The organism is Undibacter mobilis (genome assembly GCF_003367195.1).
GTDB lineage: Bacteria > Pseudomonadota > Alphaproteobacteria > Rhizobiales > Xanthobacteraceae > Pseudolabrys > Pseudolabrys mobilis.
On sequence record NZ_QRGO01000001.1, the window covers coordinates 679,539 to 705,263 of the forward strand.

The window sequence follows — 25,725 nt, forward strand, 5'->3', positions numbered from 1 at the left end:
GGACGACGTCGCTTGCAGATCTACCTCCCGATCGCCGACCTGCCCGTCAACATCTTCCTGGTTTTCGGGATGGGGCTGGCGGTTGGGTTCATCTCGGGCATGTTCGGAATCGGCGGCGGCTTCCTGATGACGCCGCTCCTCATTTTCATCGGCATCTCGCCCGCCGTCACGGTGGCCAGCGTGTCGACTCACATTGCCGCTTCGTCCTTTACCGGCGCCATCAATTACTGGCGTAAGCGTGCGGTCGACATTCCCTTGGCCTTGATGCTGCTGGCGGCCGGCATCGTCGGCACGGCGGCCGGCGTCTGGCTGTTCACCATGCTGCGCGCGATCGACCAGCTCGACCTCGTCATCGGTCTTTCCTACGTCACCTTGCTGACCACCGTCGGCGCGCTGATGATCAATGAAGGCGTGCAGGCCGAACTGCGGGCCAGGCGCGGCGGACCGGCGATGCTGCGGCGGCCGGGCAGCCACACATTTGTTCACGGCCTGCCGCTCAAGATGCGCTTCAAGCGCTCCAAGATCTATGTGTCGGTCATTCCGGTCTGGGGCATCGGCTTTATGATCGGCTTTATCGGCGCCGTGCTCGGCATCGGCGGCGGCTTTCTTCTGGTACCGATGCTGATCTACTTCCTGCGGGTGCCGACTGCGACCGTGATCGGCACCTCGATGGTGATGACGCTGATCACCATGACGTCGGCAACGGTGATGCACGCCGCCACCAACCATCTGGTAGACGCCGTGCTGGCCTTGATCCTGATGGTCGGCGGCGTCACCGGAGCGCAGTTCGGTGCGCACACTGGCCAGCGCATGCGCGCCGAACGGCTGCGCCTGCTTCTCGGCATGCTGGTGTTCATGGTCGGCATGCGCTTTGCCTACGAGCTGATCGTCCAGCCCAACGAACTTTATTCGATCCGCATGGTGAGGTTCGATTGATGCCTCATTTGGCTCTCATCGCCGCAATTCTCGGTCTCGCTGCGCTTCTGTCGCCGGCGCGCGCCGAAAAACTGGTGTTGTCGCTGTCGACCCATCGTGTTGCCGTAACCTCGAGCTTCGTTGGCGCCGATCTCGTGCTGTTCGGCACCGTCGAGCCGGATGCGCCGCGCCTGGCGCTACGCAACGCCTACGATATCGTCGTTACTGTGACCGGACCGCGCGCCACCTTGCGCACGCGGCGCAAGGAGCGCGTGCTCGGCATCTGGGTCAACGTCGATTCGCGCGAATTCATCCGCGTGCCGTCCTATCTCGCCGTGCTCAGCAACCGGCCGGTCGCCGAGATCACCAATGCCGAAACGGCACAACGCATGCAGCTCGGATTGAGCCAGGTGATCCTGACTCAGCGCATCGGCGCCGACTTCGCAGACACCGTGCCAGATGATCCGTTCCGCGTGAACTTCATCAACCTGAGGAAAGAAGCGGGCCAGTATCGCGAAACGCCGAACGGCGTCACGTTCCTCACGCCGACCGTGTTTCGCGTCGCCATTCCGCTGCCCGCCGACGTCGCCACCGGCGGCTATACCGTGGACGTCAAACTGTTCGCCAACCGTCAATTGGTCACGCGCAACAACACCGCGCTGGAAGTAATCAAGACCGGCTTCGAGCAATATGTCTACGAGGCTTCGCAGCACCACGGCCTGATCTACGGCATCGTCTCGGCCATGATGGCGCTGTTCATCGGCTGGGCCGGCAGCGTGGTGTTCAGGAGAGATTAGGCACTTGTCCCGGACGCGGCGCAGCACGAAGTGATGCGACGCAGATCCGGGACCGCCTCAAGCTCCGCGTTCGCGAAGGTCCTGGTTCTGCGGCGCATCATTCGCTGCGCTCACGCTACACCGCGCCCGGGACAGGAAGATCAATCCCCCAGACACCGCTTGGCAGCGAAAGCATAAAGCCGGTCCGGGCCCAGCATATGCGCGGTGAAGGCAAGCGTACCGAACAGATCGGCAAAGGCGGCATCGCGAATGTTAAGTCCGCCGGTGTATTCGCCGAAGGCCGGCATCACCATCCGCGTTTGATCGGCAACGAAACAGCGGCGGCGCACCGAACGGCCGCGCTGTGAAATCTTCGCCACCGGATGCAGATGGCCGGCGATTTCGCCGGCCGCGCCAGTCGGCAAATGGCGGAAAGTGAGCGCGCCGATCGTCACGGTATGCCTGAATTCGCCGCCAATGCCATCGGCTGGCTCCGGATCATGATTGCCGGTGATCCACACCCAGTCGCGCCCGCGCTGCAGCGCGACGATGCTGTTCCGATCGTCGACAGCAAGACGAGACGGGCCTCCGCCGTCGTGAAAGCTGTCGCCGAGCGCGATGACCATGCGCGGCGCATAATGCGCAACCAGCTTCGTCAGGCGCGCCAGCGTCGCGGCGGTATCGTAAGGCGGCAGCAGCATGCCGCGCCGCGCAAAGCTCGAGCCCTTCTCCAGATGCAGATCGCTGACAACGAGCACGCCGTGCTCGGGCCAGTACACTGCGCCGCAGGGGTCGGCGAGGAGGGCGATCGAAGAAATAACAACGGTGTCATTCCGGATGCCGCGCAGCGGCGATCCGGAATCCAGCGGCAACGCGTTGCCTTGTGTCTGGATTCCGGGTTCGCGCGCCTTAAGCGCGTTTACGCGCGTCTTTGACGCGCTATGGCGCGCGCTCCGGAATGACGATAGATCACTCAATTCATCGCCTCTTTAATCAACTCATCCGCGGCTTCCGCCAGAAGCGTGTCCGCAGCCTCGCCATAGACCGTTTCGCGGCCGATCTCCAGCATCACCGGAACCGCCAGCGGCGAGACGTGGTCGAGCCGTTTATGGATGATTCGACCCTGCACGCGCGACAGCATTTCCGACAGCCGCTTGATGTCGAGCAGCCCGGTCGCGGCATCGGCCCGCGCTGCACGCAGCAGAATGTGATCGGCCTGATGCTTGCGCAAGACATCGTACACGAGATCGGTCGATATCGTGAGCTGGCGTCGGGTTTTCTCCTCACCGGGGAAACGGCGCTCGATCAGACCGGCGATAATGGCGCAGGTGCGGAAAGTGCGCTTCATCAAGGCCGATTCATCAAGCCATTCTTCCAGGTCGTCACCGAGCATATCCTCCGCGAAGAGTTCCGCGAGCGACAGGCCGCCTTTGGCAATGCGCAGTCCCATGTCGCCGAGGCCCCACACCGCAAGCGCGTATTCATTGGCGACGAAGCCGAGCGGCTTGAGACCGAGGCGCTCCAGCCGCCGCGTCAGCAACATGCCGAGCGTCTGATGCGCGAGACGGCCTTCGAACGGATAGCACACGAGATAATTCTTGGCGGCGCGGGGAAAGGTTTCGACCAGCAGATCGCCGGCCGGGGGCAGCTGCGAGCGCCACGCTTGAATCTCCAGCCACTCGCGCACCTGATCGGGCAACGCGCGCCACGCTTTCGGGTCGGCGAGAATGCCGCGCACCCGCGCGGCAAGGTATGTCGACAGCGGAAACTTGCCGCCCTCGTAAGCCGGCACCTTCGGATCGGTGGCGGTCGAGCGCGACACATAGACTTCGTTCTCGACCAGCGCTTCATATTTCAGGATCTCACCGGCGAAAACGAAGGTGTCGCCCGGCGTCAGACCTTCAATGAAATATTCCTCGACCTGCCCCAACACACGGCCGCCGCGCGGGATTAGCGTAGTCGAACGACGCGAGCGCACGAGGCGCACCTTCAGCATATCGGCTTCGACGATGGTGCCGATATTCATGCGATAGCGCTGCGCAACATTGGGATGGGTAATGCGCCACTTGCCGTCCTTTCCGAGCCTGATCTTGGCGAAGCGTTCATAGGCCTTGAGCGCATAGCCCCCGGTGGCGACGAAATCGACCACAGCATCGAACTCGCTGCGCGCCAGTTTGGCGTAAGGCGCGGCGGCGCAGATTTCATCGAAGAGCTCATCGGCTGTGAAAGGCTCGCCGACGGCGCGGCCCAGCACGTGCTGGGCCAGCACGTCGAGCGCCCCGGTGCGTAGCGGCGGCGTGTCCTGCGCGTTCTCCGCGACGGCATCGATCGCCGCGGTGCATTCCAGCACCTCGAAGCGGTTGGACGGCACCAGCACCGCCTTCGACGGTTCATCGAGCCGGTGATTGGCGCGGCCGATCCGTTGCAACAGCCGCGACGAACCTTTCGGCGCGCCGATATTGACGACCAGATCGACATCGCCCCAGTCGATGCCGAGGTCGAGGGACGAGGTGCACACCACCGCGCGCAATTTGCCGGCAGCCATGGCGTCCTCGACCTTGCGGCGCTGCGCGACGTCGAGCGAGCCGTGATGCAGCGCGATAGCGAGATTGTCGTCGTTAATGCCCCACAGCGACTGGAACATGAACTCGGCCTGGCTGCGCGTGTTGACGAAGATGAGCGTAGTCTTGTGGCGCTTGATCAGATCGTAGACTTCGTTCAGCGCGTGGCGCGCCGAATGTCCCGCCCAGGGCAGTCGCTCGGTGGTATCGAGCATCGATACGTCCGGCTGCGCGCCGGGCGCGGCGACAACGAGATCCGCGCGCGCTTCGGCGCCCGGCGGCTGCGGCACCAGAAAGCGACAAAGCTCATCGGGCGCGGCAACGGTCGCCGACAGCCCTACAGTCGCAAGACCCGGCGCCAATGTGAACAGCCGGGCCAAACCGAGCGACAGCAGATCGCCGCGCTTCGACAACACCAGTGAATGCAGTTCGTCGAGAATGACGCGCTTCAATGAGCCGAACAGAAAAGGTGCGTCGGCGGAGGCGAGCAGCAGCGCCAGTTGTTCGGGCGTGGTGAGCAAAATATCCGGCGGGTCGCGGCGCTGGCGCTGGCGCTTCGATGCGGGCGTATCGCCGGTGCGGGTTTCAAGGCGGATCGGAAGTTTCATCTCGGCCACCGGCGCCTCGAGATTGCGCGCGATATCGACGGCGAGCGCCTTCAGCGGCGAGATGTAGAGCGTGTGCAGTCCGCCCTCGCGGCGGATGCCGCGGCCGGTCGAGATGAGTTTCTTGTCCGTCGCCGCTTTGGGCTTCGTGGCCTGCTCATAGAGTTCCACCAATGTCGGCAGGAAACCGGCCAAGGTCTTGCCGCCGCCGGTCGGAGCAATCAGCAGCGAGGATTTTCCAGCGCGCGCTTTTTCCAGCAACGCCAATTGATGCGCACGCGGCTGCCAGCCGCGCGCGGCGAACCAGCGCGTGAAGACGTCGGGGAGGAGTGCGTTCTCATTCACCTCTTCGCCACCACCACCAACCCCGGAACCGGCACGCCTTTCTCAGTGCGCGTCGAAGCGCGCTCGCATATGAGCAGTTCAAGTCCGCCGCTGGCCACCGCCGCGCGCACATGCGCTTCCGAATGCGCATAGCGCAAGGTATCGCGCAGGATGACGCCGTCGCCGTCATGCGTCTCGACGCTGAAGGCCAGATAGCCGCCCGGCCTCAAAACGCGCGCAGTCGGCGCACCGATCTGCATCAGTTCGTGAAAATAGATAAAAACATCCGCGGCCAGAACGAGATCGAACGAGCCCGACACCGCGCCGCGCAGGTAGGTCATCACCTCAGCCTCGACGAGATCGTCGTACACTCCCTTGGTGCGCGCCACCGCCAGCATGCCGCCGGACAGATCGACTCCGGTCAACCGCCCGCACAGCGGCCGGAACAGATCGCCGGCGAGGCCGGTGCCGCAGCCGAGATCGAGCACGGCGTCGCACATCTCGGGCGCTCCGGCGCGCGTGAGCGCATCGAGCAGCAATTTCGGCCCCCGATAATTGAGATGTCCGGTGAGCGAGGTCTCGAACTTCGGCGCATAGCCGTCGAACAGCGACTGGATGTAGCCGATCGGCATGGCAACCGGCGGCAACGCACCGAGCCGGGCGAGCCGGGCGAGCCGCACGGCGGCGCCATGGGTGTCACGCGGATCGGCGTCCCGCGCCTTCTCAAAAGCCGCGACCGCGCCGGCTTGGTCGCCCAGTTTTTCACGCGTGTCGCCGAGCGCGAACCAGGCCGCGGCAAAGCCGGGCGCCAGCGTCACCACTTCGGCCAGCAGGTCGGCGGCGGCGGCATGGTCGCCCGCGTCGATCAGGCCGCGGGCCCATTCGAATCGGCGATCGGCGATCAGGTCGCCGGAGGTCTGGTGGATGGCACTCAAGGGTTGCTCGCGCGTTGCCGTATCGATGCCTATCTAGACCGTCATGCGGCCCGAACAAATCCTCGCCCCCAAAATCCTTGCGCCCATGCCGTCCGGCCTGTGCAGCAAGGCCGGAGGCTTTCATATCGACCCGACTCGGCCCGTGGACAAGGCCCTCATTACCCATGGTCATTCGGACCATGCCCGGGCCGGCCACGGCCATGTGCTGGCGACCCAGGAAACCCTGGACATTATGCGCCTGCGCTATGGCGAAAACTTCGCCGGCTCGGTGCAGGCGGTCGGCTACGGCGAGACCATCGACCTCAATGGCGTTCGCGTCAGCTTCCACCCGGCCGGCCATGTGCTCGGCTCGGCGCAGATCAGAATCGAGCACAAGGGAGTCCGCATCGTCGCCTCCGGCGACTACAAGGACGTTGCCGATCCGACCTGCCTGCCGTTCGAACTGGTGCCCTGCGATGTGTTCATCACCGAGGCGACCTTCGGCTTGCCGGTGTTCCGGCACCACGACGCCGCAGGCGAGATCAGGAAACTTCTACATTCAGTCGCGGTGTTTCCCGAACGCGCGCATCTGGTCGGCGCTTATTCGCTCGGCAAGGCGCAGCGCGTCATCGCCATGCTGCGCGCCGCCGGTTACGACAAGACCATCTATCTCCACGGCGCCATGGAGAAGATCACGGCCTATTATCAGGAACGCGGCATCGATCTCGGCGCGGTCGAACTCGTCCGGGGGGCCAAGAAGGCCGAACTCGCCGGCACCATCACCATCTGCCCGCCGACCGCGATGTCGGATTTATGGTCGCGGCGCTTTCCTGATCCGGTGCTCGCATTCGCCTCGGGCTGGATGCGCGTGCGCGCCCGCGCCCGGCAACGCGGCGTTACGCTGCCGCTGGTCATTTCCGATCACGCCGACTGGGACGGGCTGACCAAAACGATCACCGCGACCGGCTGCTCGGAGGTGTGGGTCACCCATGGCGAGGAAGAAGCGCTTGTCCACTGGGCGCACATGCAGGGGCTGAAGGCCAAGCCGCTGGCCATCGTCGGCTACGGCGATGAAGAGGAGAGTGAAGATCCGGCGCCGGCAGAAGCCGGTTCAGAGGCGGACGCATGAACCGCTTTGCCGAATTGCTCGACCGCCTCGCCTACGAGCCGGGGCGCAACAACAAGATCAGACTGATCGCCGCCTATCTGCGGGAGACCGAAGATCCGGACCGCGGCTATGCGCTCGCCGCCATGACCGGCGCGCTTGCGTTCCGCAACGCCAAGGCCGGCATGATCCGCCAGTTGATCGCGGAGCGCACCGATCCGGCGCTGTTCGCACTTTCATATGACTATGTCGGCGATCTGTCGGAGACGGTGGCGCTGATGTGGCAGCCCAAGGTGAGCGACCCCTCAGCGCCGGCGATCGAGGACTTCCCGACCGATCTGTTCGCAACGCCGCGCGACGAAACAAAACTGCTTCGCAACGATCCCTCTCCCACGCTCGCCGAGGTCGTCGAAACGTTGTCGACACTGAACAAGGCGCAACTGCCGGCGCAGATCGCGCGCTGGCTCGACACGCTCGACGAGACCGGCCGCTGGGCACTGCTCAAGCTCGTCACCGGTGGCTTGCGCATCGGCGTATCGGCGCGGCTGGCCAAGACCGCAGCAGCTTTGCTAGGCGGCAAGGAGCCTGACGAGATCGAAGTTATCTGGCCGGGCCTCGCGCCGCCTTATATCGAGCTGTTCGCATGGCTCGAAGGCAAAGGCGACAAGCCGGTGAACCGCGATCCCGCGCCGTTCCGTCCGGCAATGCTGGCGCATGCGATCGAGGACGGCGATCTCGAAACGCTCGATCCGGCCGATTTCACAGCCGAATGGAAATGGGATGGCATCCGCGTGCAGGCTGTCGCGGGACGCGACGAGCACGGCGCGCTCGTGACACGACTTTATTCGCGCACCGGCGAAGACATCTCGCAAAGTTTTCCCGATCTGCTGCCGTCATTGCGCAAAGCCGGCGCCATCGACGGCGAACTTCTGGTTCTGCAGGAAAGCCGGGTGCAGTCTTTCAACGTTCTGCAGCAGCGGCTCAACCGTAAAGCCGTGACACCGAAGCTGATCGCAGACTTCCCGGCACATCTGCGCGCCTACGATCTGCTTGCCGATGAAACGGGTGACCTGCGCGATCTCGGCTTTGCCGAACGCCGCGCCCGGCTCGAGACCTTTGTCAAGAAGCTCGACACGCCGCGCGTCGATCTCTCACCGCTGATCGCCTTCGGGACATGGGATGAACTGATCGCCGCGCGCGCCGACCCGGCGCGCGGCGGCGCCGGCGAGGATGCCGAAGCGGTCGAGGGCATCATGCTCAAGCGGCGCGATGCGGCTTACGTCCCCGGTCGACCGAAGGGGCAATGGTGGAAGTGGAAGCGCGACCCGATGACGGTCGATGCCGTCCTGATGTACGCCCAGCGCGGCCACGGCAAACGCTCGTCGTTCTACTCCGACTACACCTTCGGCGTCTGGAATGGCGCCGACGAACTGGTGCCGGTCGGCAAGGCCTATTTTGGCTTCACCGACGACGAACTGACCGAGATCGACCGCTTCATCCGCCGCAACACCGTGGCCAAATTCGGCCCGGTGCGCGAGGTCACCCATGAGCCAGATACAGGGCTGGTGCTGGAGGTCGCCTTCGAAGGCTTGCAGCAATCCACCCGGCACAAGTCCGGCATCGCCATGCGGTTTCCGCGAATCAGCCGTCTGCGCTGGGACAAGCCACCCCGCGAAGCCGACCGGCTCGAAACGCTGGAGAAGATGCTGGGAAAGGCATAACTTGACCGCTACCGGAACTTCGCATCAGGTACCGCCATGCCGAATGAACTGGAGCCCGTGGAGCGCCGCATGAGCAACGACACCGCAACCCGCATTTTCGGCGGTTCGCCGCTCGGCGTCCTGGTGCGCCTGATTCTGGTGTCGATCCTGGTCGGCGTCATCCTGTCGGCGCTCGGCCTCAATCCGCTCGATATTTTCGAGAGCCTGCGGCGACTGATCCGCAACATCTGGAATATGGGTTTCGACGCCATCCGCTGGGTGTGGGGTTATTTCCTGCTCGGCGCCGTCATCGTCATCCCGATCTGGCTGATCATGCGCATCGTCAACGCGCCGCGCGGAAAGTAATACGGCGACCGGGTGAATCCTTCCGTCCAGGTCAATACCGCCCGCATCTTCGCGATCGCGGGTCCGGCGATGCTTGCCAACATCACCACGCCGCTGCTCGGCGTCGTGGCGACGACCGTTATCGGCCGGCTCGGCGATGCGGCGATCCTCGGCGGCGTCGCCATGGCGTCGCTTGTATTCGATTGCATCTTCTGGCTGTTCGGCTTCCTGCGCAGCGGCACGGTGGCGCTGACCGCGCAGGCCTTCGGCGCCCGCGACCACGGCGAGCAGCGCGCGGCACTGGCACGGGCGATGATGATGGCCGCCGTGTCAGGCGTCGCGCTGATCGCCCTGCGCGGCCCGCTCACATCGTTCGTCTTCGACCTGATGGGCGGCAGCGCGGAAGTTTCGGCCGCAGCCCGCCACTATTTTCTCTTGCGCAGCTGGGCGGCGCCCTTCGCGCTCGGCAACTACGTCATGCTTGGCTGGTTCATCGGCCTCGCGCGTCCGATGCGGGGGCTGGCGGTGCAGATCACCGTCAATGTCATCAACATGGCGCTCACGATCATTCTGGTGCTCGGCGCCGGCTGGGGCGCGAGTGGTGCGGCAATTGCCGCGGTGATCGCTGAAATCTGCGGCCTTGTCCTCGGCCTGGCGATGGCGTGGCGCATGCTCGAAGGCCGCTTCGAATGGGGCAGCACGGCGCATTACAACCGCGAGAAACTGTGGCGCATGCTGCTCATCAACCGCGACATCATGTTGCGCACCGCAGCGCTGGTCAGCGTCTTCCTGTTCTTCTCGGCGCAGGGCGCGCGCGCCGGCGACGTGACCTTGGCCGCCAATGCGGTGCTGCAGAACGTGGTGTTCCTCGGCACGTTCTTCCTCGAAGGCCTGGCCAATGCCGCCCAGCAGCTCTGCGGCGCCACGGTCGGCGCGCGCGACCGCGCGGCCTTCGCTCATGCCGTCCGGCTCATCATGGGTTGGGGCGTCGTCTTCGGCATCTGCGCCGCGGTGTTCTTTTACGTCGCCGGCCCGGCAATCATCGCCATGATGTCGGCCAGCGCCGACGTGCGCCACATCGCCAACGAATTTCTGCTTATGGCGGCGCTTGTGCCGTTGATCGGCGTGCCAGCTTTCATCATGGATGGCGTCTATGTCGGCGCGACCTGGACACGCGACATGCGCAACCTGATGGCCGTGGCGCTGGCGATCTATCTCGTGGCCTGGTGGGGGATGCAGTCGCTCGGCAATAACGGGCTATGGCTGGCGTTGCTGACCTTCTACGTGTTCCGCGGCAGCCTGCAGGTGCTGCGCTATCGGACACTCGTCAAGCGACCGTTCGAGAAATACTGACGCGACCTAGGTCGGCCAACTTTCCGCGGTGATGTCGGCGGCATCAACGCCGACCATGGCCGCGAGCGAATCGCGATTGCCCCGCTTGAGCGCCGCGGCGATATCGGCCTTCATTCGCCCGACCAGCCCGATGCCCTGATAGACAAGACCGGTGTAAAGCTGCACCAAGGTGGCGCCGGCCTTGATCTTGGCGATCGCGGTGGCACCGGAATCGATGCCGCCGACGCCGATCAGCGGAAACGCATTCTCGGTGCGCACATAGGTTTCCGCCAGCATGCGCGTCGCCAGGCGAAACATCGGCTTGCCGGACAGGCCGCCGGTCTCTTTCGCCTTCTCGCGGTCGCGCAAGGACGACGGCCGCGAGATCGTGGTGTTCGACACGATCATGCCGTCAATGCGATGCTGGCGCGCGACCCCGACGACGTCGTCGAGTTCGGGCAACGTCAGGTCGGGCGCGATCTTCACCAAAATTGGCGTCTGGCCCGAGCGTGCGCGCACGCGCTCGCGGGCCTCAATGACGCGGGAGAGCAGTTCGTCCAGCGCCTCGGCCTGCTGCAGGTTGCGCAGGCCTGGCGTATTGGGGGAGGACACGTTGACGGTGAAATAGCTCGCCACCGCCGAGAATGTCTCGATCAGCCGCACATAGTCCTCGGTGCGGTCCACCGAATCCTTGTTGGCGCCGATATTGACGCCGACGATCCCACCCTCGCGGGAACGCGCAGCAAGCCGCGCCAGCGCCACAGCAGCACCGCCATTGTTGAAGCCGAGCCGGTTGATGACACCGCCATCGGCCTCGAGGCGGAACAGGCGGGGGCGCGGATTGCCGAGTTGCGGCCGCGGCGTCAGCGTGCCGATCTCGACGAAGCCGAAACCGAGCCGCAACAGCGCATCGGGTGCCGATGCGTTCTTGTCGAAGCCGGCAGCGAGCCCGATGGGATTGGGGAAGTTCAGACCGAAGGCGCGCACTTTCAGTTCCGGTGGATCGGGCTCAGGCCGGCCACGCGGCATCAGGCGCAACGCCTTCAGAGCCAGATTGTGGGCATCCTCAGGGTCGAGAGCCCGCAGAAAAGGGCGCGACAGGCGATCCAGGAAGCCGATCACCGGCAAACTCCACATCAACTATCCGGCGGCGGCCGCCACCGCGATTCCAAAACGTCGCCGAGACATAAGCCCCGGAGCCGGCAAAAGCGATGGTCTTGCTGGCCTGCGCCGGCGATTTCCCATGGCGTTATCCCGTGCCGCTTCTTTGACGGATTTTCTTGCGGGAATCAGCAGACAAGGCCACCGAAACACTTGCAGCAACACCCCGATTCAAGGCTATAATTCCTAAATAATGCCCGATAACCGGGGCTACCGGATCCTGAGCGGGCCGGTGCCGAAACGTTGAGGCTTTTCATGCTGACCCATTCGCAAATCTGGAATGCCATCGACCGCCTGGCGGCTCGCTCCGACCTCACGGCTTCGGGTCTGGCCAAGAAAGCCGGCCTCGACCCGACCACCTTCAACAAGTCCAAGCGCATCACGCCCGAGGGCCGCCCGCGCTGGCCCTCGACCGAGTCGGTGGCCAAGGCGCTGGCAGCGACCAACACCAAGGTCGATACCTTCGTCAGCCTCATCACCGACGGCGGCAAGCAGGCAATCTCCAGCGTGCCGCTGATCGGCTTCGCCGAAGCCGGATCCTCCGGCTATTTCGACGATGCCGGTTTTCCGGTCGGCAAAGGCTGGGAGAAGGTGAGCCTCCCCACCATTACCGACGAGCACGCTTATGCGCTTGAGGTATCCGGCGACTCGATGAAACCGGCTTATCGCGAAGGCGACATCATCATCGTGTCGCCATCGGCACCCGTGCGCAAAGGCGACCGCGTCGTGGTCAAGACCCGGAAGGGTGAGATCATGGCCAAGGAGCTCAAGCGCAAGCAAGCCAAGTCGATCGAGCTCAAGTCGCTCAACTCCGAGCACCGCGACCGCACGTTGCAGATGGCTGACGTCGAGTGGATCGCGCGCATCCTTTGGGCCAGCCAGTAAGCCGGACGGAAATATACAGCGTTGGTAACGTTGTATAGTTACGCAACGCAGTGGCCACCGGATACCGGGTGTGTCGTTAAATCGATATAACCCGCTCGCGCGAGCGCTGATTATAAACTGGATAGAGAGTAGGTTTAACCAATCGCCGATTCTCGGCGATTAGTGTCTGGAATCACCGGCACTTGCCGGAGGGCAAACCGGTCCACTCTTTTCTATCCAGGGGCAATACATGAATCGTCGACATGCATTAAAGGCGCTCGCCGCGATGGCGCTTTGTCCGTTGTGTTCGCCGCCAGGCTTTGCCGCCGAGGGCGCACACTGGAGCTACGAGGGCGAACACGGGCCTACACATTGGGGCGACATGGATGCCGCGAGCAAAGCCTGCTCAATCGGCGCGCAGCAGTCCCCGATCGATATCCAGGGCAGCATCAAGTCGCAATTGCCGGCCTTGAAGATCGGCTGGACGAAAAAGCCGGACATGATCGTCAACAACGGCCACACCATTCAGGTGAATGCCGACCCCGGCAACGGCCTGACGGTCGGTGCCAGCAAGTACGAACTGCTGCAGTATCACTTCCACCATCCGAGCGAACATCTCATCGGCGGCAAGGCCTATCCGATGGAAGTCCATTTCGTTCACAAGGATGCGGCCGGCAATCTGGCGGTGATCGGCGTGCTGATGGCCGCCGGCAAGGCCAATCCGGCTTTCAACAAGATCGTGGCGTCCATGCCCGGCAAGCAAGGCCCTGCGGTCAAACTGGCGGCCGCGGTCGATCCGAACCAGATGCTGCCGGCCGGTCGTGGCTACTATCGCTACTCGGGTTCGCTGACGACGCCGCCCTGCAGCGAAGTGGTGAATTGGCTGGTGCTGCGTGAGCCGATCCAGGTCGCGCGCGCCGACATCGACGCCTTTGCCAAACTGTTCCCGATGAACGCCCGCCCGGTACAGAAGGACAACCGTCGCTTCGTCCTGAGTTCGTAAGGCATCCTATCCCTCCCCGCTTGCGGGGAGGGATCACTCACGCACTTCGCGCCAGCGCGCCGTCGATCATATCGACAGTGTTCTTGATGCCGTAGACGGCGACGAAAGAGCCGAAGCGCGGCCCCTTCTCCTGGCCGAGCAGCACCTGATAGAGCATATTGAACCAGTCCAGCGACACGCCGGGACGGCCGTCTTTGGCCTTCTTGGCGTGATCGAGGAACGGCTCGCGGCGGCCGATTTCATAGACCACGTTCTGGATGTCTTCCGCCGTCGACTCCGGCTTGAGATTAGCGAGTGTATCGCGCAGGTCGGACAAAGCCTTGCGCTCGACCTCACTCGGCTCGCGGAATTTCTTTTCCGGCAGCACGAAGTCGCGGAAGTAGTGGATGGCATAGCCGACCATCGCGTCGAGCTTGGGATGCGTCTGCGGCGTCACACCCGGGCGATAGCGGCCGATAAAGCCCCACAAGGTTTCCGCGTTCTCGGCATTCGATGACGACACCAAGGTGAGCAGCATCGAGAACGAGATCGGCATGTCCGCCGCCGGCGGCTTGCCGGAATGGATGTGCCAGACCGGATTGCCGAGCTTCTGCTTCCAGTCCTGCTGGCGCGGATAGCCTTCGAGAAACTGCTGATAGTCGTCGACCTGACGCGGGATCACGTCGAAATACAATCGCTTCGCCGACTTCGGCTCGCGGTACATGAACAGCGACAGCGATTCCGGCGACGCATAGCGCAGCCATTCATCGATGGTCAGGCCGTTGCCCTTCGACTTGGAAATCTTCTGCCCCTTGTCATCGAGGAACAGTTCGTAGTTGAAGCCCTCCGGCGGCTTGCCGTCGAGCGCCTTGCAGATTTCGCTCGACAGCTTGACCGAGTCGATCAGGTCCTTGCCGGCCATTTCGTAATCGATGCCGAGCGCGACCCAGCGCATCGCCCAGTCGGGCTTCCATTGCAGCTTGCAGGCGCCGCCGGTCACCGGGACCGTCATCGGCTCCTTGGTGTCGGGATGTTCATAAGTAATGGTGCCCGCCTTGGCATCGTGGCCCGTCACCGGCACCTGCAGCACGATGCCCGTGACCGGGTCGATCGGCAGGAACGGCGAATAGGTCGATGCGCGCTCCTCGCGCAGCGACGGCAGCATGATCGCCATCAGCTTGTCGAAGCGCGCCAGCATCTTCAGAAGCGCGGCGTCGAATCGGCCCGACTTGTAGCAATCGGTCGACGACATGAACTCGTAGTCGAAGCCGAAATGATCGAGGAAGGCGCGCAGCCGCGCATTGTTGTGCTCGCCGAACGAGGGATGCGTGCCGAACGGGTCGCGCACCTGCGTCAGCGGCTTGCCGAGGTCGAGCGCCAGCGCATCCTTGTTCGGCACATTGTCCGGCACTTTGCGCAGGCCGTCCATGTCGTCCGAAAATGCGATCAGCCGCGTCTTGACCTTGTCGGCTGTGAGCACGCGGAAGGCATGGCGCACCATGGTGGTGCGCGCCACCTCGCCGAAGGTGCCGATATGCGGCAGGCCGGAGGGGCCGTAGCCGGTCTCGAAGATGACCTCGTCCTTGGGCTTGGATTTGAGCCGCGCCACGATCTTTTTCGCCTCTTCGAACGGCCAGGCGTTCGACTGCTCGGCGAACTTCTTGAGCTCCTCGGGCGTAATTTGCGGCGCAATTTCGGCAGTGGTCATCGACATTCCGGCCTCCGGCGGGCAGACATAGGCAACAGGCGGAACGCCGTCAATTCAAGCCACGAAAAGCAGCCATCTTGAGCCCTTCCAGCGCACCAAAAAGCAAAAATGCCGCCGTTATCGGCGGCGGTCCCGCCGGGCTGATCGCGGCGGAAACCCTGGCCAGAGCGGGCATCGCCGTCACGGTCTACGACCAGATGCCGTCGCTCGGCCGCAAGCTTCTGATGGCGGGGCGCGGCGGGCTCAACCTGACCCACAGCGAGCCGCTGCCGGACTTTCTCAAGCGATACGGCGACGCCGACGAACTGCTGCTCGCTGCCGTTTCGGCATTTCCACCGGCGGCGCTCCGCGCCTGGGCCGATGAACTCGGCGCCGATACCTTCGTCGGCTCAAGCGGCCGCGTCTTCCCTAAAGCGCTGAAGACCTCGCCGCTGCTGCGAACCTGGCTGCTTCGCCTGCGCAATCTCGGCGTCACCGTGAAACTACGGCACCGCTGGGAAGGCTGGGATGACGACGGCCAGCTCCGTTTCAGCACCGGGGGCGAGGAGATTTCTGTGAACCCGGATGTCATCGTGCTGGCCACCGGCGGCGCCAGTTGGCCGAAGCTCGGCTCCGATGGGCGCTGGGTGGACATTCTGCGCGAGCAGAAGGTCGCGGTGGCGCCGCTGCAGCCGGCCAATTGCGGCTTCACGGCATCATGGTCCGATGTGCTTCGCGGCTTTGCCGGTCAGCCGCTCAAACGCATCGCCATCACCTTCGGCGAACGGAGCGCGCGCGGCGAAGCCATGATGACGCAATCGGGCATCGAAGGCGGCGCGATCTACGCGCTGTCCTCGCCAATCCGCGACGCCATCACCAAGGATGGCGCAGCAACCATCACCGTCGACTTGTTGCCCGACGTGACCGTGGCCAAACTCACCGAGCGCCTCTCCGCACCGCGCGGCAAACAATCGCTGTCGAATTTCCTGCGCAAGAACACGCATCTCGCCGCCGTCGCGGTATCGCTGCTGCATGAGGCGGCGCTGGCCAAAGGTGCGCAATTATCGGCCCTGCCCCCTGCCAAAATCGCGGCGCTGATCAAGGCCGTGCCGGTTAAGCTGACCGGCGTGCAGCCAATCGAGACGGCAATCTCAAGCGCCGGCGGCATTCGCTTCAGCGAGCTTGACGCGCATTTCATGCTGAAGAAAAGCCGCGGCGTGTTCGTCGCCGGCGAAATGCTGGACTGGGACGCGCCGACCGGCGGCTATCTGCTGCAAGCGAGTTTCGCCACAGGCGTCGCCGCGGCGACGGGGGCAATCGCGTTTCTCAGAAAGGGCTGATCGGAAAATACCGGAGCCACAAATCGGTGAAGCGCCCCTGCTCCCAGAGCCGGAACAAAGCCCAATTGATGGACTGACGCACGAGGTCATTGCCGCGCCTCACCGCGATGCCGACGCCCTCGCCGAAAAAACGGCTCTCCGTAAAGGGCCCGCCGACGAAGGCGCAGCAGCCGCCCGAATCCGTGCCGTTGAGCCAGAATGCCAACGAGATGCCGTCGCCGAACAGAAGATCGATATCACCCTTCTTCAGCGCGTCGCGCGCTGCCGCCGCATCGGCGAACGGCTTCAACTCGGCCTCGGTAAACAACGTTTTGATATAGGCCTCATGCGCGGTGCCGGCGACGACTCCGACCTTCTTGCCTTCGAGCGCCTGCGGCCGCACGTCGACAATGCTGGCATTGCGCCGCGCCACGAAACGCGCCGGTGTGCGGTAATAGGGATCGGTGAAATCGACACGCTTGCGCATGGCCGGCGTCGCCGCAAACGACGCGATCACCGCATCGCCCTGATTGGCATTGAGGCTGTCGATCAACGTGTCGTAGCGGCGCATCTGCACCGTGCAGGCGACCTTGATCTCCTCGCAAATCATCCGCGCCAGATCGACATTAAGACCGACCGGTGCGCCATCCGGTCCGGCAAAGTTGAACGGCGGATAGTCGGTCTCAGTCAGAAAGCGAATCACAGTGAGGCGCGACAAGTCCGGGCGCTCGGGGCGACGACGCGGGTCCCAGAAACCGGGCACGTCAGTCGGGGTACGGACCGGGTTGGTGTCAGGCGCGTCGACAGGCGGCTGCTCGCGCTGCTCGCCCGGGCGCGGAACATGCGCCTGCGGCCAGGCCGCCGGCACGGTCACGATGAGCATCAGCGCCGCAAATGCCGCGCGCCCCGTCAGCTTTTGGAAGAAGCCCATCGGCCGTCCCGACTTCGATCAGATTCGGGCGGACCATAATGCGTTTTCAAGCGAAGTGGAAACCGGTTCGTCCGGCCGAAGTCGGTTCGCGGCAACGGCTCAAACGGTGAGGTGTTTCTCGATTTCGTGAACCGGCAGCTTGACCAGATCCTTGTCGATCTCGGCGCGCACCGCCGCCTTGAGGCCGTGGCCATAAGCCTGGCGCAGGAAGCCGAGCGCGCGCGGCGGCGCCACCACGATCATCGATTTCACCTGGTGCGTATTGACCGCGTGATCGAGCTTGGAAGCGAGATCGGCGAGAAAGCTCTCTTCTTCCTGGGTGTGCCAGTCGGTCTGCCCGACGGCAGAGCGGCTATGACCAACGGACGAGAACGAGCGGCCGGGCGCATCGGTGCCCAACTCGTGGGTGTTCAGCGCTTTATGCTCGAAGACCTCACGCATTTTCAGGTTGGGGAACTTGGCGTCGCCGACGTTCTCGAGAATGAGCGCCTTGGCGCCGTCGCAGACTACGACCCACTCGCCCTGATTGATAGTTAGCGCCATGAGAACCTCCCTCGGTGACCGGCATTAAAGCGCGGGCGCCGCCGCGGCAATTTGCGGCAGATCAACGCCGGAGGCAGGTATTTGTTGCGGGAGGCTTAATTCGTGCCGTCGAGCAGGCGGCGAGCGATCACCTGCGCCTGGATTTCCGCCGCACCCTCGAAGATGTTGAGGATGCGGGCGTCGCACAAAATGCGCGATACGGGGAATTCCAGCGCGAAACCGTTGCCGCCATGCACCTGCACCGCATTGTCGGCGTTGGCCCAGGCGACGCGGGCGCCATAGAGCTTGGCCATGCCGGCTTCGAGGTCGCAACGGCGGCCGGAATCCTTCTCGCGCGCGGCGTGATAGGTGAGTTGCCGCGCGATCATGATCTCAGCCGCCATCATCACGATCTTGTCCGAAACACGCGGGAAATCTGCGATCGGTCGCGAGAACTGCACGCGCTGCTGCGCGTAGGTCATCGCCTGCTCCATCGCCGCTTGCGCCACACCAATGGCGCGCGCCGCCGTCTGGATGCGCGCGGATTCGAAAGTCTGCATCAATTGCTTGAAGCCGAGACCCTCGACACCGCCGAGCAGGTTCTCCGCTTTCACTTCGAAGCCGTCGAAAGCGATCTCGTATTCCTTCATGCCGCGATAACCGAGCACCTCGATCTCGGTGCCGGTCATGCCCTTGGCCGGGAACGGATTGGCGTCGGTGCCACGCGGCTTTTCGGCGAGCAGCATCGACAGGCCGCGATGACCCGGCTCCTTCGGGTTGGTGCGGACCAGAAGCGTCATCAAATCGGCGCGCACAGGATGCGTGATCCAGGTCTTGTTGCCGTAGACCTTGTAGACATCGCCGTCGCGCACCGCGCGCGTCTTCAAGGAGGCCAGGTCCGAGCCGGTATTGGGTTCGGTGAACACCGCGGTCGGCAGCACCTCGCCGGAAGCGATCTTCGGCAGCCACTTGGCCTTCTGTTCCGGCGTACCGCCGCCGAGAATAAGCTCGGCGGCGATTTCCGAGCGGGTGCCGAGCGAGCCGACGCCGATATAGCCACGCGACAACTCTTCGGAGACGACGCACATCGATTCCTTGCCGAGCCCCATACCACCGAACTCTTCCGGGATGGTCAGCCCGAACACGCCCAGCTCTGACATCTGCGCGATGATCTCGAGAGGAATATAACTGTTGGTGCGGTGCCAGCCTTGCGCGTGCTCGATCACTTCGGCATCGGCGAAGCGGCGCATTTCCTCACGGATCGACTCCAGCGTCTCGTCGAGCCCGGCAGCGCCGATGGTGGCGCCGTGATGCGCGCGCATCAGCTCCATCAATCGGGCGCGGCGCTCAGCGGTGTTGCCGTTCGCGATCAACGCCTCGACACCCGGAGTCATGCGTGCAGCGACCTGCGCCATCGACAAGCCCATGTCGGCGGGCCGTACGATCTCGCTTTGGCTCATGGGAATGCCGCCGATCGCCTGCGCCAGCAATTCGCCGAGCCCGACCCAGGTAAGGTGCTCTTCCATCTCGCCGAAAGCGTCGGCCGCGACCATGCGCTCGGCATAGGCGACAAGCTGCCTCACCGCTTCGGCATAGGTCGCGAGCCAGGCCAGCCCATGGGTGGCGCGCTGCTCGCGATCGAACAGCTTGGCCACGCCATGACCCTCCACGACGACCTTGCCACGCACGCGCACGGTGGCGTCCGCCAGCAGCGCCTCCATGGCCATGGCCGCTTCACGGCCAAGTTCAACAAGGTCCTGGTCGGAAGCGCGGGAAGCGGCATGCGGCATGAGGGTCCTCGGAAGGTCTTTACAAACAGCCGGATGGAGGCCGGCCAAGACTATGCGTGCAGCGCACAAAAGCAAAGGGCAGGTGCCGCCCTGGCCTGCTCATGGCTCGGAAATACCGAAAAATTAACCAAATAAGGCTCTTGTCAGGGTGTCGGAAAGTGCGTGCGGCACTCCCTCCCCACGTCGAGCCCGAACCGGTCATGCGCTTCAGAACCCGGCTTTTTTCGGCGCTGTCCCTGAACCGGCTGCTGACCCGGTTTTCGGTTCGGACCCGCGTCATTGTGCTGGCCCTGGCGCCCCTGGTCGGTTTCGCCGCCAATACCTTGACCTACACCGCCGGCGAGCGCGAGGTCGGCAGCGCCTTCGAGACCGTGGACAGAGCGCACCGCCTGGCCGACGCCAGCCGCGACCTCCGGAACGCCATCGCCCTGATGCGGATTGCCGTGAAGGATTTTGCCCGCGAGCGCGGCTCGTCGCTCGAGGCCTTCCCGCAATCGCTCGATCTCGCCAATCGCAGTCTCGACACCATCGCCCTGCACGCCAGCGCAGACGCCGCGGCGCAAATGCTGACACTGCGCGACGACCTGATGACCATCGGCCGCAACTATGCTGACCTCCATAATATCCAGCGCGTGCTCGGCCTCACCGATAACGAGGGGCTGCGCGGCGCACTCAAGACCTCCGGCAACAGGATCGAAGCGGCCATCAACGACAGCCTGAGCTGGCTTGCCGATGCCGAAGCGCGGCGCATCATGGTGATCCTGCTCAACATGCGCCATCACGAGGCCGAGTACCGGCTCATTTCGAGCGAACTGACGCGCACTCAATTCGAAGCAACCTACCGCGAATTCGTCCAGGTCTCCGAGCGCATCGAAGGTGCGCCGGGTAGAAAGGACAAGCTCGTCGGCGAAATCAGGGATTATCACGACGCCTTCATGGATTGGGTCGCGCTGAATGACCGCACCGCTCCGCTGCGCGCCATCATCGACATAGATAGCCAGAACCTATTGCCGCGCGCGGCGGCGATCATCGCTGCGGCGAATCGCGCCGCAACAACCGCCAGCGACAGGCTCGCGGCAGCACAGGTCCGCACCCGTGAGGGCATCATCCTGGCGGGCCTCGTCATGGCCATCCTCGGCCTCGCCTTCAGCTGGTACGTCGGCCGCAGTATCACCGGACCGCTGCACGATCTGGCCGGCGCGATGAAGCGGCTGGCGGCCGGTGAGACGGCCGCGCGAATCCCGAGCATCGATCAACGCGACGAAATCGGCGGCATGGCGCGTACCGTTCTGGTGTTCCGCGATTCCATGATCGAACGGCAAGAGCTGGCGGAGACACAAAGCGAACATAGCCGCGCCCGCGAGGCGCGAAGCGACAGCATCGCCGCTGCGATCCACCGCTTCGAAGCTTCGAGCGGCGACGCACTCGGCAAGCTGCGCGCCGCCTCGCTCGACCTCGAGCAGAGCTCGACGGTGCTCAACAAGACTGCCGACATCGTCTCGGCCGAAGCGCAAGGTGCCCAGCGCGGCGCCACCGCGGCCTCCAGCAACGTCGCCAGCGCCGCCAACTCGATCGAAGAACTGGCAACGTCCATCGAAGCCATCGCCGCCCAGGCCAATCATTCCAACGACGTCGCCGCGCGTGCAGTGTCGGAAGCCCAGCGCACCGTCAAGACCATGGCCGATCTCGATCAGGCCGCCACCCGCATCGGCGAGGTGGTCGGACTCATCCAGGCGATCGCCGGCCAGACCAATCTGCTGGCGCTCAACGCCACCATCGAAGCGGCGCGCGCCGGCGAAGCCGGCCGCGGCTTCGCCGTGGTCGCCGCCGAGGTCAAATCGCTGGCCGCGCAGACTGCGAAGGCCACGGAAGAAATCGCCGACCAGGTGGGCGGTATACAGACCGCCGCCGCCGGCACGGCCATGGCCATCGAGCAGGTCAACACCATCATTGGCGACATGGCCGCAATCGCCACCGCGGTCGCCGCCACCGTCGAGCAACAGAACGCCGCAGTCGCCGTCATTGCCGAAGGTGTCAGCCGCGCCTCCGATGAAGCCCGTACCGGCGCAGAAGCCATGAGCCGTGTCGCCGGGGTCACGATCGATGCCCGCTCGACCGCCGCCGGGGTGAAGGAACTTGCCGACGCCGTCGCCGTTGAAGCCGGCAGCATCGACGATGAAATCCGCCGTTTCCTGAACGACGTCCGGGCGGCCTGACGGTCCGCGGAAGGGCCGTCCTCGCCGCAACTCGCCCGTGACCACTTGCCAACAACCTGCCCGCTCGCCAACTCTGCGGACACCGACGCAGCTCAGGATCCAAGCGCTTTGCGCATTCTAAAAATTTCATTTCGCGTTGTTCTGGATGCCGGCCGGCAATTCCTCGCCGACGACGGCTGGGCCATCGCCAGCCATATCGCGCTGTCCTTGTTGATGGCGATGTTTCCCTTCCTCATCGTCTGTACCGCTCTGGCTGCGGTATTCTTCGGCTCCGAGAGCTTGGCGGACGAAGCGGCGCGTATTCTGCTGGAGGCATGGCCGGAGCAGGTGGCCGGCCCGATCGCCGCCGACATTCGTGGCGTGTTGACCGGCAGCCGCGGCAATGTGCTGACCTTCGGCGTTTTGTTCGCGCTGTACTTTGCTTCGAGCGGTGTCGAAAGCCTGCGCATCGCGCTCAACCGCGCCTATGGCATGGCCGAGCGGCGGCCATGGTGGCTGCTGCGCATCGAGTCGATCGGCTATGTGATCGTCGGCGCGATTTCGCTGCTGGCTTTCTCGTTTCTGGTGGTGCTGGCGCCGCTGATCTGGAGCCGCATCGTGCGCTACGTGCCGACGCTTGAGCCCCTCAGCGATCTCGTCACTTTCTCGCGCTTTGCCACAGCGGCGTTCGTACTCATCATTTCGCTACTGATCGTGCATCGCTGGCTGCCGGCGGGCCGCCGCAGCTTCATGGAGATCGCACCGGGCATCGTGGCGACGTTGCTGCTGTGGCTGATCGGCGGCGCCGCCTTCGGCCGCTATCTTGCCGACTACGCCTTCGCCTACGTCAACATGTATGCGGGCCTGGCGTCGGCGATGATCGCGTTGATCTTTCTCTATGTCTGCGCGTCGATCTTCATCTTCGGCGGCGAACTGAACTCGGTGGTGCAGAAAATACGGCTCGGCCGCATGGCGACGGCCGACACCGAACCGGTTCATGAAGATCAGGCAAGCCTACCTTGAGCGCGCGGGGCGCTTCTAGGACTGGCCCGCCACTTCCAGCACGTCCTCGAAGCTCTTGAGCCCCGTCGTCGTGGCGTTCACCAGACAGGCCATGTTGCCCGGCGGGTGCTGGTTCTTCCACATCATGGTGTGCGCCTTCGGGATTTCCGTCCACGGGAAGGTCTTGGACAGGCACGGATCGATGCGGCGCTCGAGCACGAAGCGGTTGGCCTGGCTGGCCTGCTTCAAATGCGCGAAGTGCGAGCCCTGAATGCGCTTCTGCCGCATCCAGACGTAGCGCGCATCGAAGGTGATGTTGAAGCCCGTGGTACCGGCGCAGAACACGACCATGCCGCCGCGCTTCACCACCATCGACGACACCGGGAATGTCGACTCGCCCGGATGCTCGAATACGATATCGACATCGCGCTTGCCGGTGATGTCCCAGATCGCCTTGCCGAAGCGGCGCGCTTCCTTGGCCCACTCGTTGTATTCCGGCGAATTCACCTGCGGCAGCTGGCCCCAGCAGTTGAATTCCTTGCGGTTGATGGCGCCCTTGGCGCCGAGATTGAAGACGTATTCCATCTTCGATTCATCGGACACGACGGCGATGGCGTTGGCGCCGGAGGCCGCGACGAGCTGCAAGCCGAACACGCCAAGGCCGCCCGAGGCGCCCCACACCAGAACATTGTCGCCCGGCTTGAGTGTGTGCGGCGGATGGCCGAACAGCATGCGATAGGCGGTGGCCAGCGTCAGCGTGTAGCAGGCCGCCTCTTCCCAAGACAGATGCGCCGGCTTGACCATCAACTGGCGCGACTGCACGCGGCAGAACTGCGCGAACGAGCCGTCCGGCGTCTCGTAGCCCCAGATGCGCTGCGACGGAGAGAGCAGCGGGTCACCGCCATTGCAGTCCTCGTCGTCGCCGTCATCCTGATTGCAATGAACGATGACTTCGTCGCCGACCTTCCAGCGCCGCACCTTCGAACCCACCGCCCAGACGATGCCCGAGGCGTCGGAGCCGGCGATGTGATACGGCTGCTTGTGGACGTTGAAGGGGGTGATGGGCTGACCAAGCCCCGCCCAGATGCCGTTGTAGTTCACGCCGGCGGCCATCACCAGAACGAGCACATCCTCCTCGCCGATCGGCCAGGTCGGCACCGCTTCGATTTGAAACGACTGCTCGGGCGGCCCGTGACGGTCCTGCCGGATCACCCACGCATACATCTTCTCGGGGACATGACCGAGAGGCGGGATTTCGCCAATGTCATAAAGGCTCTTGAGCGGCCCCACCCGCTCCACCTTCGCAACCGCCGGCATCGGCTCGTCTCCTTGGATAACGGCTTGTTTTATTTTTCCGAAGTGAGTGTGACCCAACTCATGCTGCGACGCAATATATCGTCGCGCGCGTTTAAGAGTTCCGCAAGCCGGCACGGATAGGTTCGCCATCTCACAACCGGCGGCGAACATGGCGGTTTCCAACAGCGAAAACACGGCCCGGCCTCGCCAAGCCCTCCTGACGCGACCGGTGGAACTCGTCAGCGTCGGCCTGCTCGTCCTCACGGCGTCCTATCTTTTAGCCAGCTATTTCAACCATTTGTGGTTGATCGGCGCGGACGGAAATGGCCTTCCGGACGACTTCGTCAATGTCTGGGCCGCCGGCCGGCTGGTGCTCGAAGGCCAGGCGCCATCGGTTTACGACTGGCCCACTCACAAGGCCATGGAGCAGGTCGCGCTCGGCCGGCCCTTCGACGGCTATTTCGGCTGGCACTATCCGCCGAACTTTCTCTTTGTGGCGGCGGCGCTCGCCCTTTTGCCTTATCTGACGGCTTACTTGCTGTGGCTGGCCGTCACCTTCCCGATCTATCTCGCGGCGATCCGGACGATCATTGGCGAACGCAGCGGCTATTTGCTGGCAGCCGCTTTCCCCGGCGTGCTGTTCAACGCGATCGTCGGACAGAACGGTTTTCTGAGCGCGGGATTGATGGGCGCCGGTCTCGTCCTGCTGGCCGAACGGCCCGTCATCGCCGGCCTTGCGTTCGGTATCCTCACCTACAAGCCGCAGCTCGGCATTCTCATCCCGATCGCCCTGATCGCCGGTGGCCATTGGCGCACGATTGCCGCAGCAGCCATCGTGACGATCGCATGGTCGGCGATCTCGCTCGCCGCGTTCGGGTGGCCAACGTGGCAAGGCTTCATCGGCAATATCAGCCATACGTCGGATGCATTTCTCTCCAATGGCTGGGCTAATTTCGGCAAACTACAGACGGCCTTCGGTTTGATCCGTTCGATGGGTGGCAGCGAAACGCTGGCATGGTCGGCACAGGGCGTCATCATCGTGCTCGCGGCTGTCGTCATCGCCGCGCTATGGCGCAGCCGCCTGCCTTATGATGTCAAAGCCGCCGCGCTTGGTGTCGCATCACTCCTGGCGACTCCCTATCTCTATGCCTACGACCTCACCGTACTGGCCGTGCCGCTGGCTTTTCTGTTTCGCCGCGCCGGTCAAACCGGCTTCCTGCCTTACGAACTGGCGACGGTCGGCGCGGCTTGCCTGCTGCTGTTGATTTTCCCCTTCGTTGTTCTGCCTGTGGGCTTCATTGCCGTCGTGCTGATCGCGGGCCTCGTGGCACGCCGCGCCGTGGTGGAGGGCGGCATCGGTACAGTCAGAATTCATATTGCGTTGCAATAAAAAACACGG

The 25,725-nt window shown here is 63.9% G+C and carries 20 protein-coding genes and 1 pseudogene; 12 read left to right on the forward strand and 9 right to left on the reverse strand.

The window, feature by feature from the left end; translation table 11 throughout:
• Positions 1-12 precede the first annotated feature (12 nt).
• A complete protein-coding gene (locus tag DXH78_RS03210) occupies positions 13-936 on the forward strand; it encodes a sulfite exporter TauE/SafE family protein (RefSeq protein WP_245416716.1) in 924 nt (307 codons plus the stop codon).
• Positions 936-1,712 carry a TIGR02186 family protein gene (locus DXH78_RS03215; RefSeq protein WP_115515704.1) on the forward strand — a complete coding sequence of 259 codons (777 nt, stop codon included), beginning with the start codon at positions 936-938 and terminating at the stop codon, positions 1,710-1,712. The genes DXH78_RS03210 and DXH78_RS03215 overlap by 1 nt, the downstream gene beginning before the upstream one ends.
• 140 nt (positions 1,713-1,852) lie before the next feature.
• On the opposite strand, the gene pdeM is transcribed toward DXH78_RS03215, so the two are convergent.
• From pdeM to DXH78_RS03230, 3 genes are all read right to left on the reverse strand, one after another.
• Positions 1,853-2,557 carry a ligase-associated DNA damage response endonuclease PdeM gene (gene pdeM, locus DXH78_RS03220; RefSeq protein WP_430727488.1) on the reverse strand — a complete coding sequence of 235 codons (705 nt, stop codon included), beginning with the start codon at positions 2,555-2,557 and terminating at the stop codon, positions 1,853-1,855.
• Positions 2,558-2,664: 107 nt separating this feature from the next.
• A complete protein-coding gene (locus tag DXH78_RS03225; protein ID WP_115515705.1) occupies positions 2,665-5,202 on the reverse strand; it encodes a ligase-associated DNA damage response DEXH box helicase in 2,538 nt (845 codons plus the stop codon).
• Positions 5,199-6,116, reverse strand: coding sequence for a methyltransferase domain-containing protein (locus DXH78_RS03230; protein WP_115515706.1), 918 nt, complete (start codon positions 6,114-6,116; stop codon positions 5,199-5,201). Before DXH78_RS03230 ends, DXH78_RS03225 begins: the two co-directional genes overlap by 4 nt.
• A 43-nt stretch (positions 6,117-6,159) precedes the next feature.
• Between DXH78_RS03230 and DXH78_RS03235 the strand changes: the two genes are divergently transcribed.
• The 4 genes from DXH78_RS03235 to DXH78_RS03250 are packed head-to-tail and all read left to right on the forward strand — an operon-like array spanning position 6,160 to position 10,598.
• Positions 6,160-7,224, forward strand: a complete 1,065-nt coding sequence (locus DXH78_RS03235) for a ligase-associated DNA damage response exonuclease (protein WP_115515707.1) — start codon at positions 6,160-6,162, stop codon at positions 7,222-7,224.
• On the forward strand, positions 7,221-8,921 hold the full coding sequence (locus tag DXH78_RS03240; RefSeq protein WP_115515708.1) for a cisplatin damage response ATP-dependent DNA ligase: 1,701 nt from the start codon (positions 7,221-7,223) through the stop codon (positions 8,919-8,921). The genes DXH78_RS03235 and DXH78_RS03240 overlap by 4 nt, the downstream gene beginning before the upstream one ends.
• Before the next feature lie 36 nt (positions 8,922-8,957).
• A complete protein-coding gene (locus tag DXH78_RS03245) occupies positions 8,958-9,266 on the forward strand; it encodes a DUF6460 domain-containing protein (RefSeq protein ID WP_115515709.1) in 309 nt (102 codons plus the stop codon).
• 12 nt (positions 9,267-9,278) lie between these two features.
• On the forward strand, positions 9,279-10,598 hold the full coding sequence (locus tag DXH78_RS03250) for an MATE family efflux transporter (protein ID WP_245416717.1): 1,320 nt from the start codon (positions 9,279-9,281) through the stop codon (positions 10,596-10,598).
• A 6-nt stretch (positions 10,599-10,604) separates the two neighbouring features.
• On the opposite strand, the gene DXH78_RS03255 is transcribed toward DXH78_RS03250, so the two are convergent.
• Positions 10,605-11,714 carry a quinone-dependent dihydroorotate dehydrogenase gene (locus DXH78_RS03255; protein ID WP_210209502.1) on the reverse strand — a complete coding sequence of 370 codons (1,110 nt, stop codon included), beginning with the start codon at positions 11,712-11,714 and terminating at the stop codon, positions 10,605-10,607.
• Between the two features lie 279 nt (positions 11,715-11,993).
• Between DXH78_RS03255 and DXH78_RS03260 the strand changes: the two genes are divergently transcribed.
• Both DXH78_RS03260 and DXH78_RS03265 read left to right on the forward strand, forming a co-directional pair.
• Positions 11,994-12,623 (forward strand): S24 family peptidase, encoded by a 630-nt coding sequence (locus DXH78_RS03260; protein ID WP_115515710.1) that lies wholly within the window; start codon positions 11,994-11,996, stop codon positions 12,621-12,623.
• Positions 12,624-12,852: 229 nt separating this feature from the next.
• Positions 12,853-13,605 carry a carbonic anhydrase gene (locus tag DXH78_RS03265; protein ID WP_115515711.1) on the forward strand — a complete coding sequence of 251 codons (753 nt, stop codon included), beginning with the start codon at positions 12,853-12,855 and terminating at the stop codon, positions 13,603-13,605.
• A 37-nt stretch (positions 13,606-13,642) separates the two neighbouring features.
• On the opposite strand, the gene DXH78_RS03270 is transcribed toward DXH78_RS03265, so the two are convergent.
• Complete coding sequence (locus tag DXH78_RS03270) at positions 13,643-15,292, reverse strand: lysine--tRNA ligase (protein WP_115515712.1); 1,650 nt, start codon at positions 15,290-15,292, stop codon at positions 13,643-13,645.
• A gap of 77 nt (positions 15,293-15,369) precedes the next feature.
• Between DXH78_RS03270 and DXH78_RS03275 the strand changes: the two genes are divergently transcribed.
• Entirely contained in the window at positions 15,370-16,611 is a 1,242-nt protein-coding gene (locus DXH78_RS03275; protein WP_115515713.1) for a BaiN/RdsA family NAD(P)/FAD-dependent oxidoreductase, read from the forward strand.
• Here the strand turns inward: DXH78_RS03275 and DXH78_RS03280 are convergent.
• The 3 genes from DXH78_RS03280 to DXH78_RS03290 all read right to left on the reverse strand — a co-directional run bounded on the left by DXH78_RS03280 (position 16,598) and on the right by DXH78_RS03290 (position 19,833).
• The gene (locus DXH78_RS03280) at positions 16,598-17,521 is read right to left on the reverse strand and encodes a transporter substrate-binding domain-containing protein (protein ID WP_115515714.1); all 924 of its coding nucleotides are present in this window, start codon (positions 17,519-17,521) and stop codon (positions 16,598-16,600) included. The genes DXH78_RS03275 and DXH78_RS03280 overlap by 14 nt on opposite strands.
• A gap of 99 nt (positions 17,522-17,620) precedes the next feature.
• Positions 17,621-18,064 (reverse strand): host attachment protein, encoded by a 444-nt coding sequence (locus DXH78_RS03285; protein ID WP_115515715.1) that lies wholly within the window; start codon positions 18,062-18,064, stop codon positions 17,621-17,623.
• 95 nt (positions 18,065-18,159) lie between these two features.
• Positions 18,160-19,833, reverse strand: a complete 1,674-nt coding sequence (locus tag DXH78_RS03290) for an acyl-CoA dehydrogenase family protein (protein WP_115515716.1) — start codon at positions 19,831-19,833, stop codon at positions 18,160-18,162.
• Positions 19,834-21,002: 1,169 nt separating this feature from the next.
• Between DXH78_RS03290 and DXH78_RS20335 the strand changes: the two are divergent.
• Together DXH78_RS20335 and DXH78_RS03300 are read left to right on the forward strand one after the other, a co-directional pair.
• Positions 21,003-22,049 (forward strand): annotated as a pseudogene (locus DXH78_RS20335) (methyl-accepting chemotaxis protein); the annotation flags it as partial.
• A gap of 108 nt (positions 22,050-22,157) precedes the next feature.
• Positions 22,158-23,051 (forward strand): YihY/virulence factor BrkB family protein, encoded by an 894-nt coding sequence (locus DXH78_RS03300; RefSeq protein WP_115515718.1) that lies wholly within the window; start codon positions 22,158-22,160, stop codon positions 23,049-23,051.
• Between the two features lie 15 nt (positions 23,052-23,066).
• Here DXH78_RS03300 and ccrA read toward each other — a convergent pair whose 3' ends face one another.
• On the reverse strand, positions 23,067-24,347 hold the full coding sequence (gene ccrA / locus DXH78_RS03305; RefSeq protein WP_115515719.1) for a crotonyl-CoA carboxylase/reductase: 1,281 nt from the start codon (positions 24,345-24,347) through the stop codon (positions 23,067-23,069).
• A gap of 208 nt (positions 24,348-24,555) precedes the next feature.
• On the opposite strand from ccrA, the gene DXH78_RS03310 reads away from it, so the two are divergent.
• Positions 24,556-25,716 carry a glycosyltransferase family 87 protein gene (locus DXH78_RS03310; protein ID WP_168192693.1) on the forward strand — a complete coding sequence of 387 codons (1,161 nt, stop codon included), beginning with the start codon at positions 24,556-24,558 and terminating at the stop codon, positions 25,714-25,716.
• The last annotated feature ends 9 nt before the right edge of the window (positions 25,717-25,725 follow it).

Bases quoted from the DNA above. Each gene is read 5' to 3' on its own strand.
- DXH78_RS03245 (WP_115515709.1), top strand. From the start codon at position 8,958: ATGCCGAATGAACTGGAGCCCGTGGAGCGCCGCATGAGCAACGACACC.
- DXH78_RS03265 (WP_115515711.1), top strand. From the start codon at position 12,853: ATGAATCGTCGACATGCATTAAAGGCGCTCGCCGCGATGGCGCTTTGT.
- DXH78_RS03285 (WP_115515715.1), bottom strand. From the start codon at position 18,064: ATGGCGCTAACTATCAATCAGGGCGAGTGGGTCGTAGTCTGCGACGGC.
- DXH78_RS03260 (WP_115515710.1), top strand. From the start codon at position 11,994: ATGCTGACCCATTCGCAAATCTGGAATGCCATCGACCGCCTGGCGGCT.
- DXH78_RS03240 (WP_115515708.1), top strand. From the start codon at position 7,221: ATGAACCGCTTTGCCGAATTGCTCGACCGCCTCGCCTACGAGCCGGGG.
- DXH78_RS03290 (WP_115515716.1), bottom strand. From the start codon at position 19,833: ATGCCGCATGCCGCTTCCCGCGCTTCCGACCAGGACCTTGTTGAACTT.
- DXH78_RS03270 (WP_115515712.1), bottom strand. From the start codon at position 15,292: ATGACCACTGCCGAAATTGCGCCGCAAATTACGCCCGAGGAGCTCAAG.
- DXH78_RS03235 (WP_115515707.1), top strand. From the start codon at position 6,160: ATGCGGCCCGAACAAATCCTCGCCCCCAAAATCCTTGCGCCCATGCCG.
- DXH78_RS03215 (WP_115515704.1), top strand. From the start codon at position 936: ATGCCTCATTTGGCTCTCATCGCCGCAATTCTCGGTCTCGCTGCGCTT.
- DXH78_RS03255 (WP_210209502.1), bottom strand. From the start codon at position 11,714: ATGTGGAGTTTGCCGGTGATCGGCTTCCTGGATCGCCTGTCGCGCCCT.
- DXH78_RS03280 (WP_115515714.1), bottom strand. From the start codon at position 17,521: ATGGGCTTCTTCCAAAAGCTGACGGGGCGCGCGGCATTTGCGGCGCTG.
- ccrA (WP_115515719.1), bottom strand. From the start codon at position 24,347: ATGCCGGCGGTTGCGAAGGTGGAGCGGGTGGGGCCGCTCAAGAGCCTT.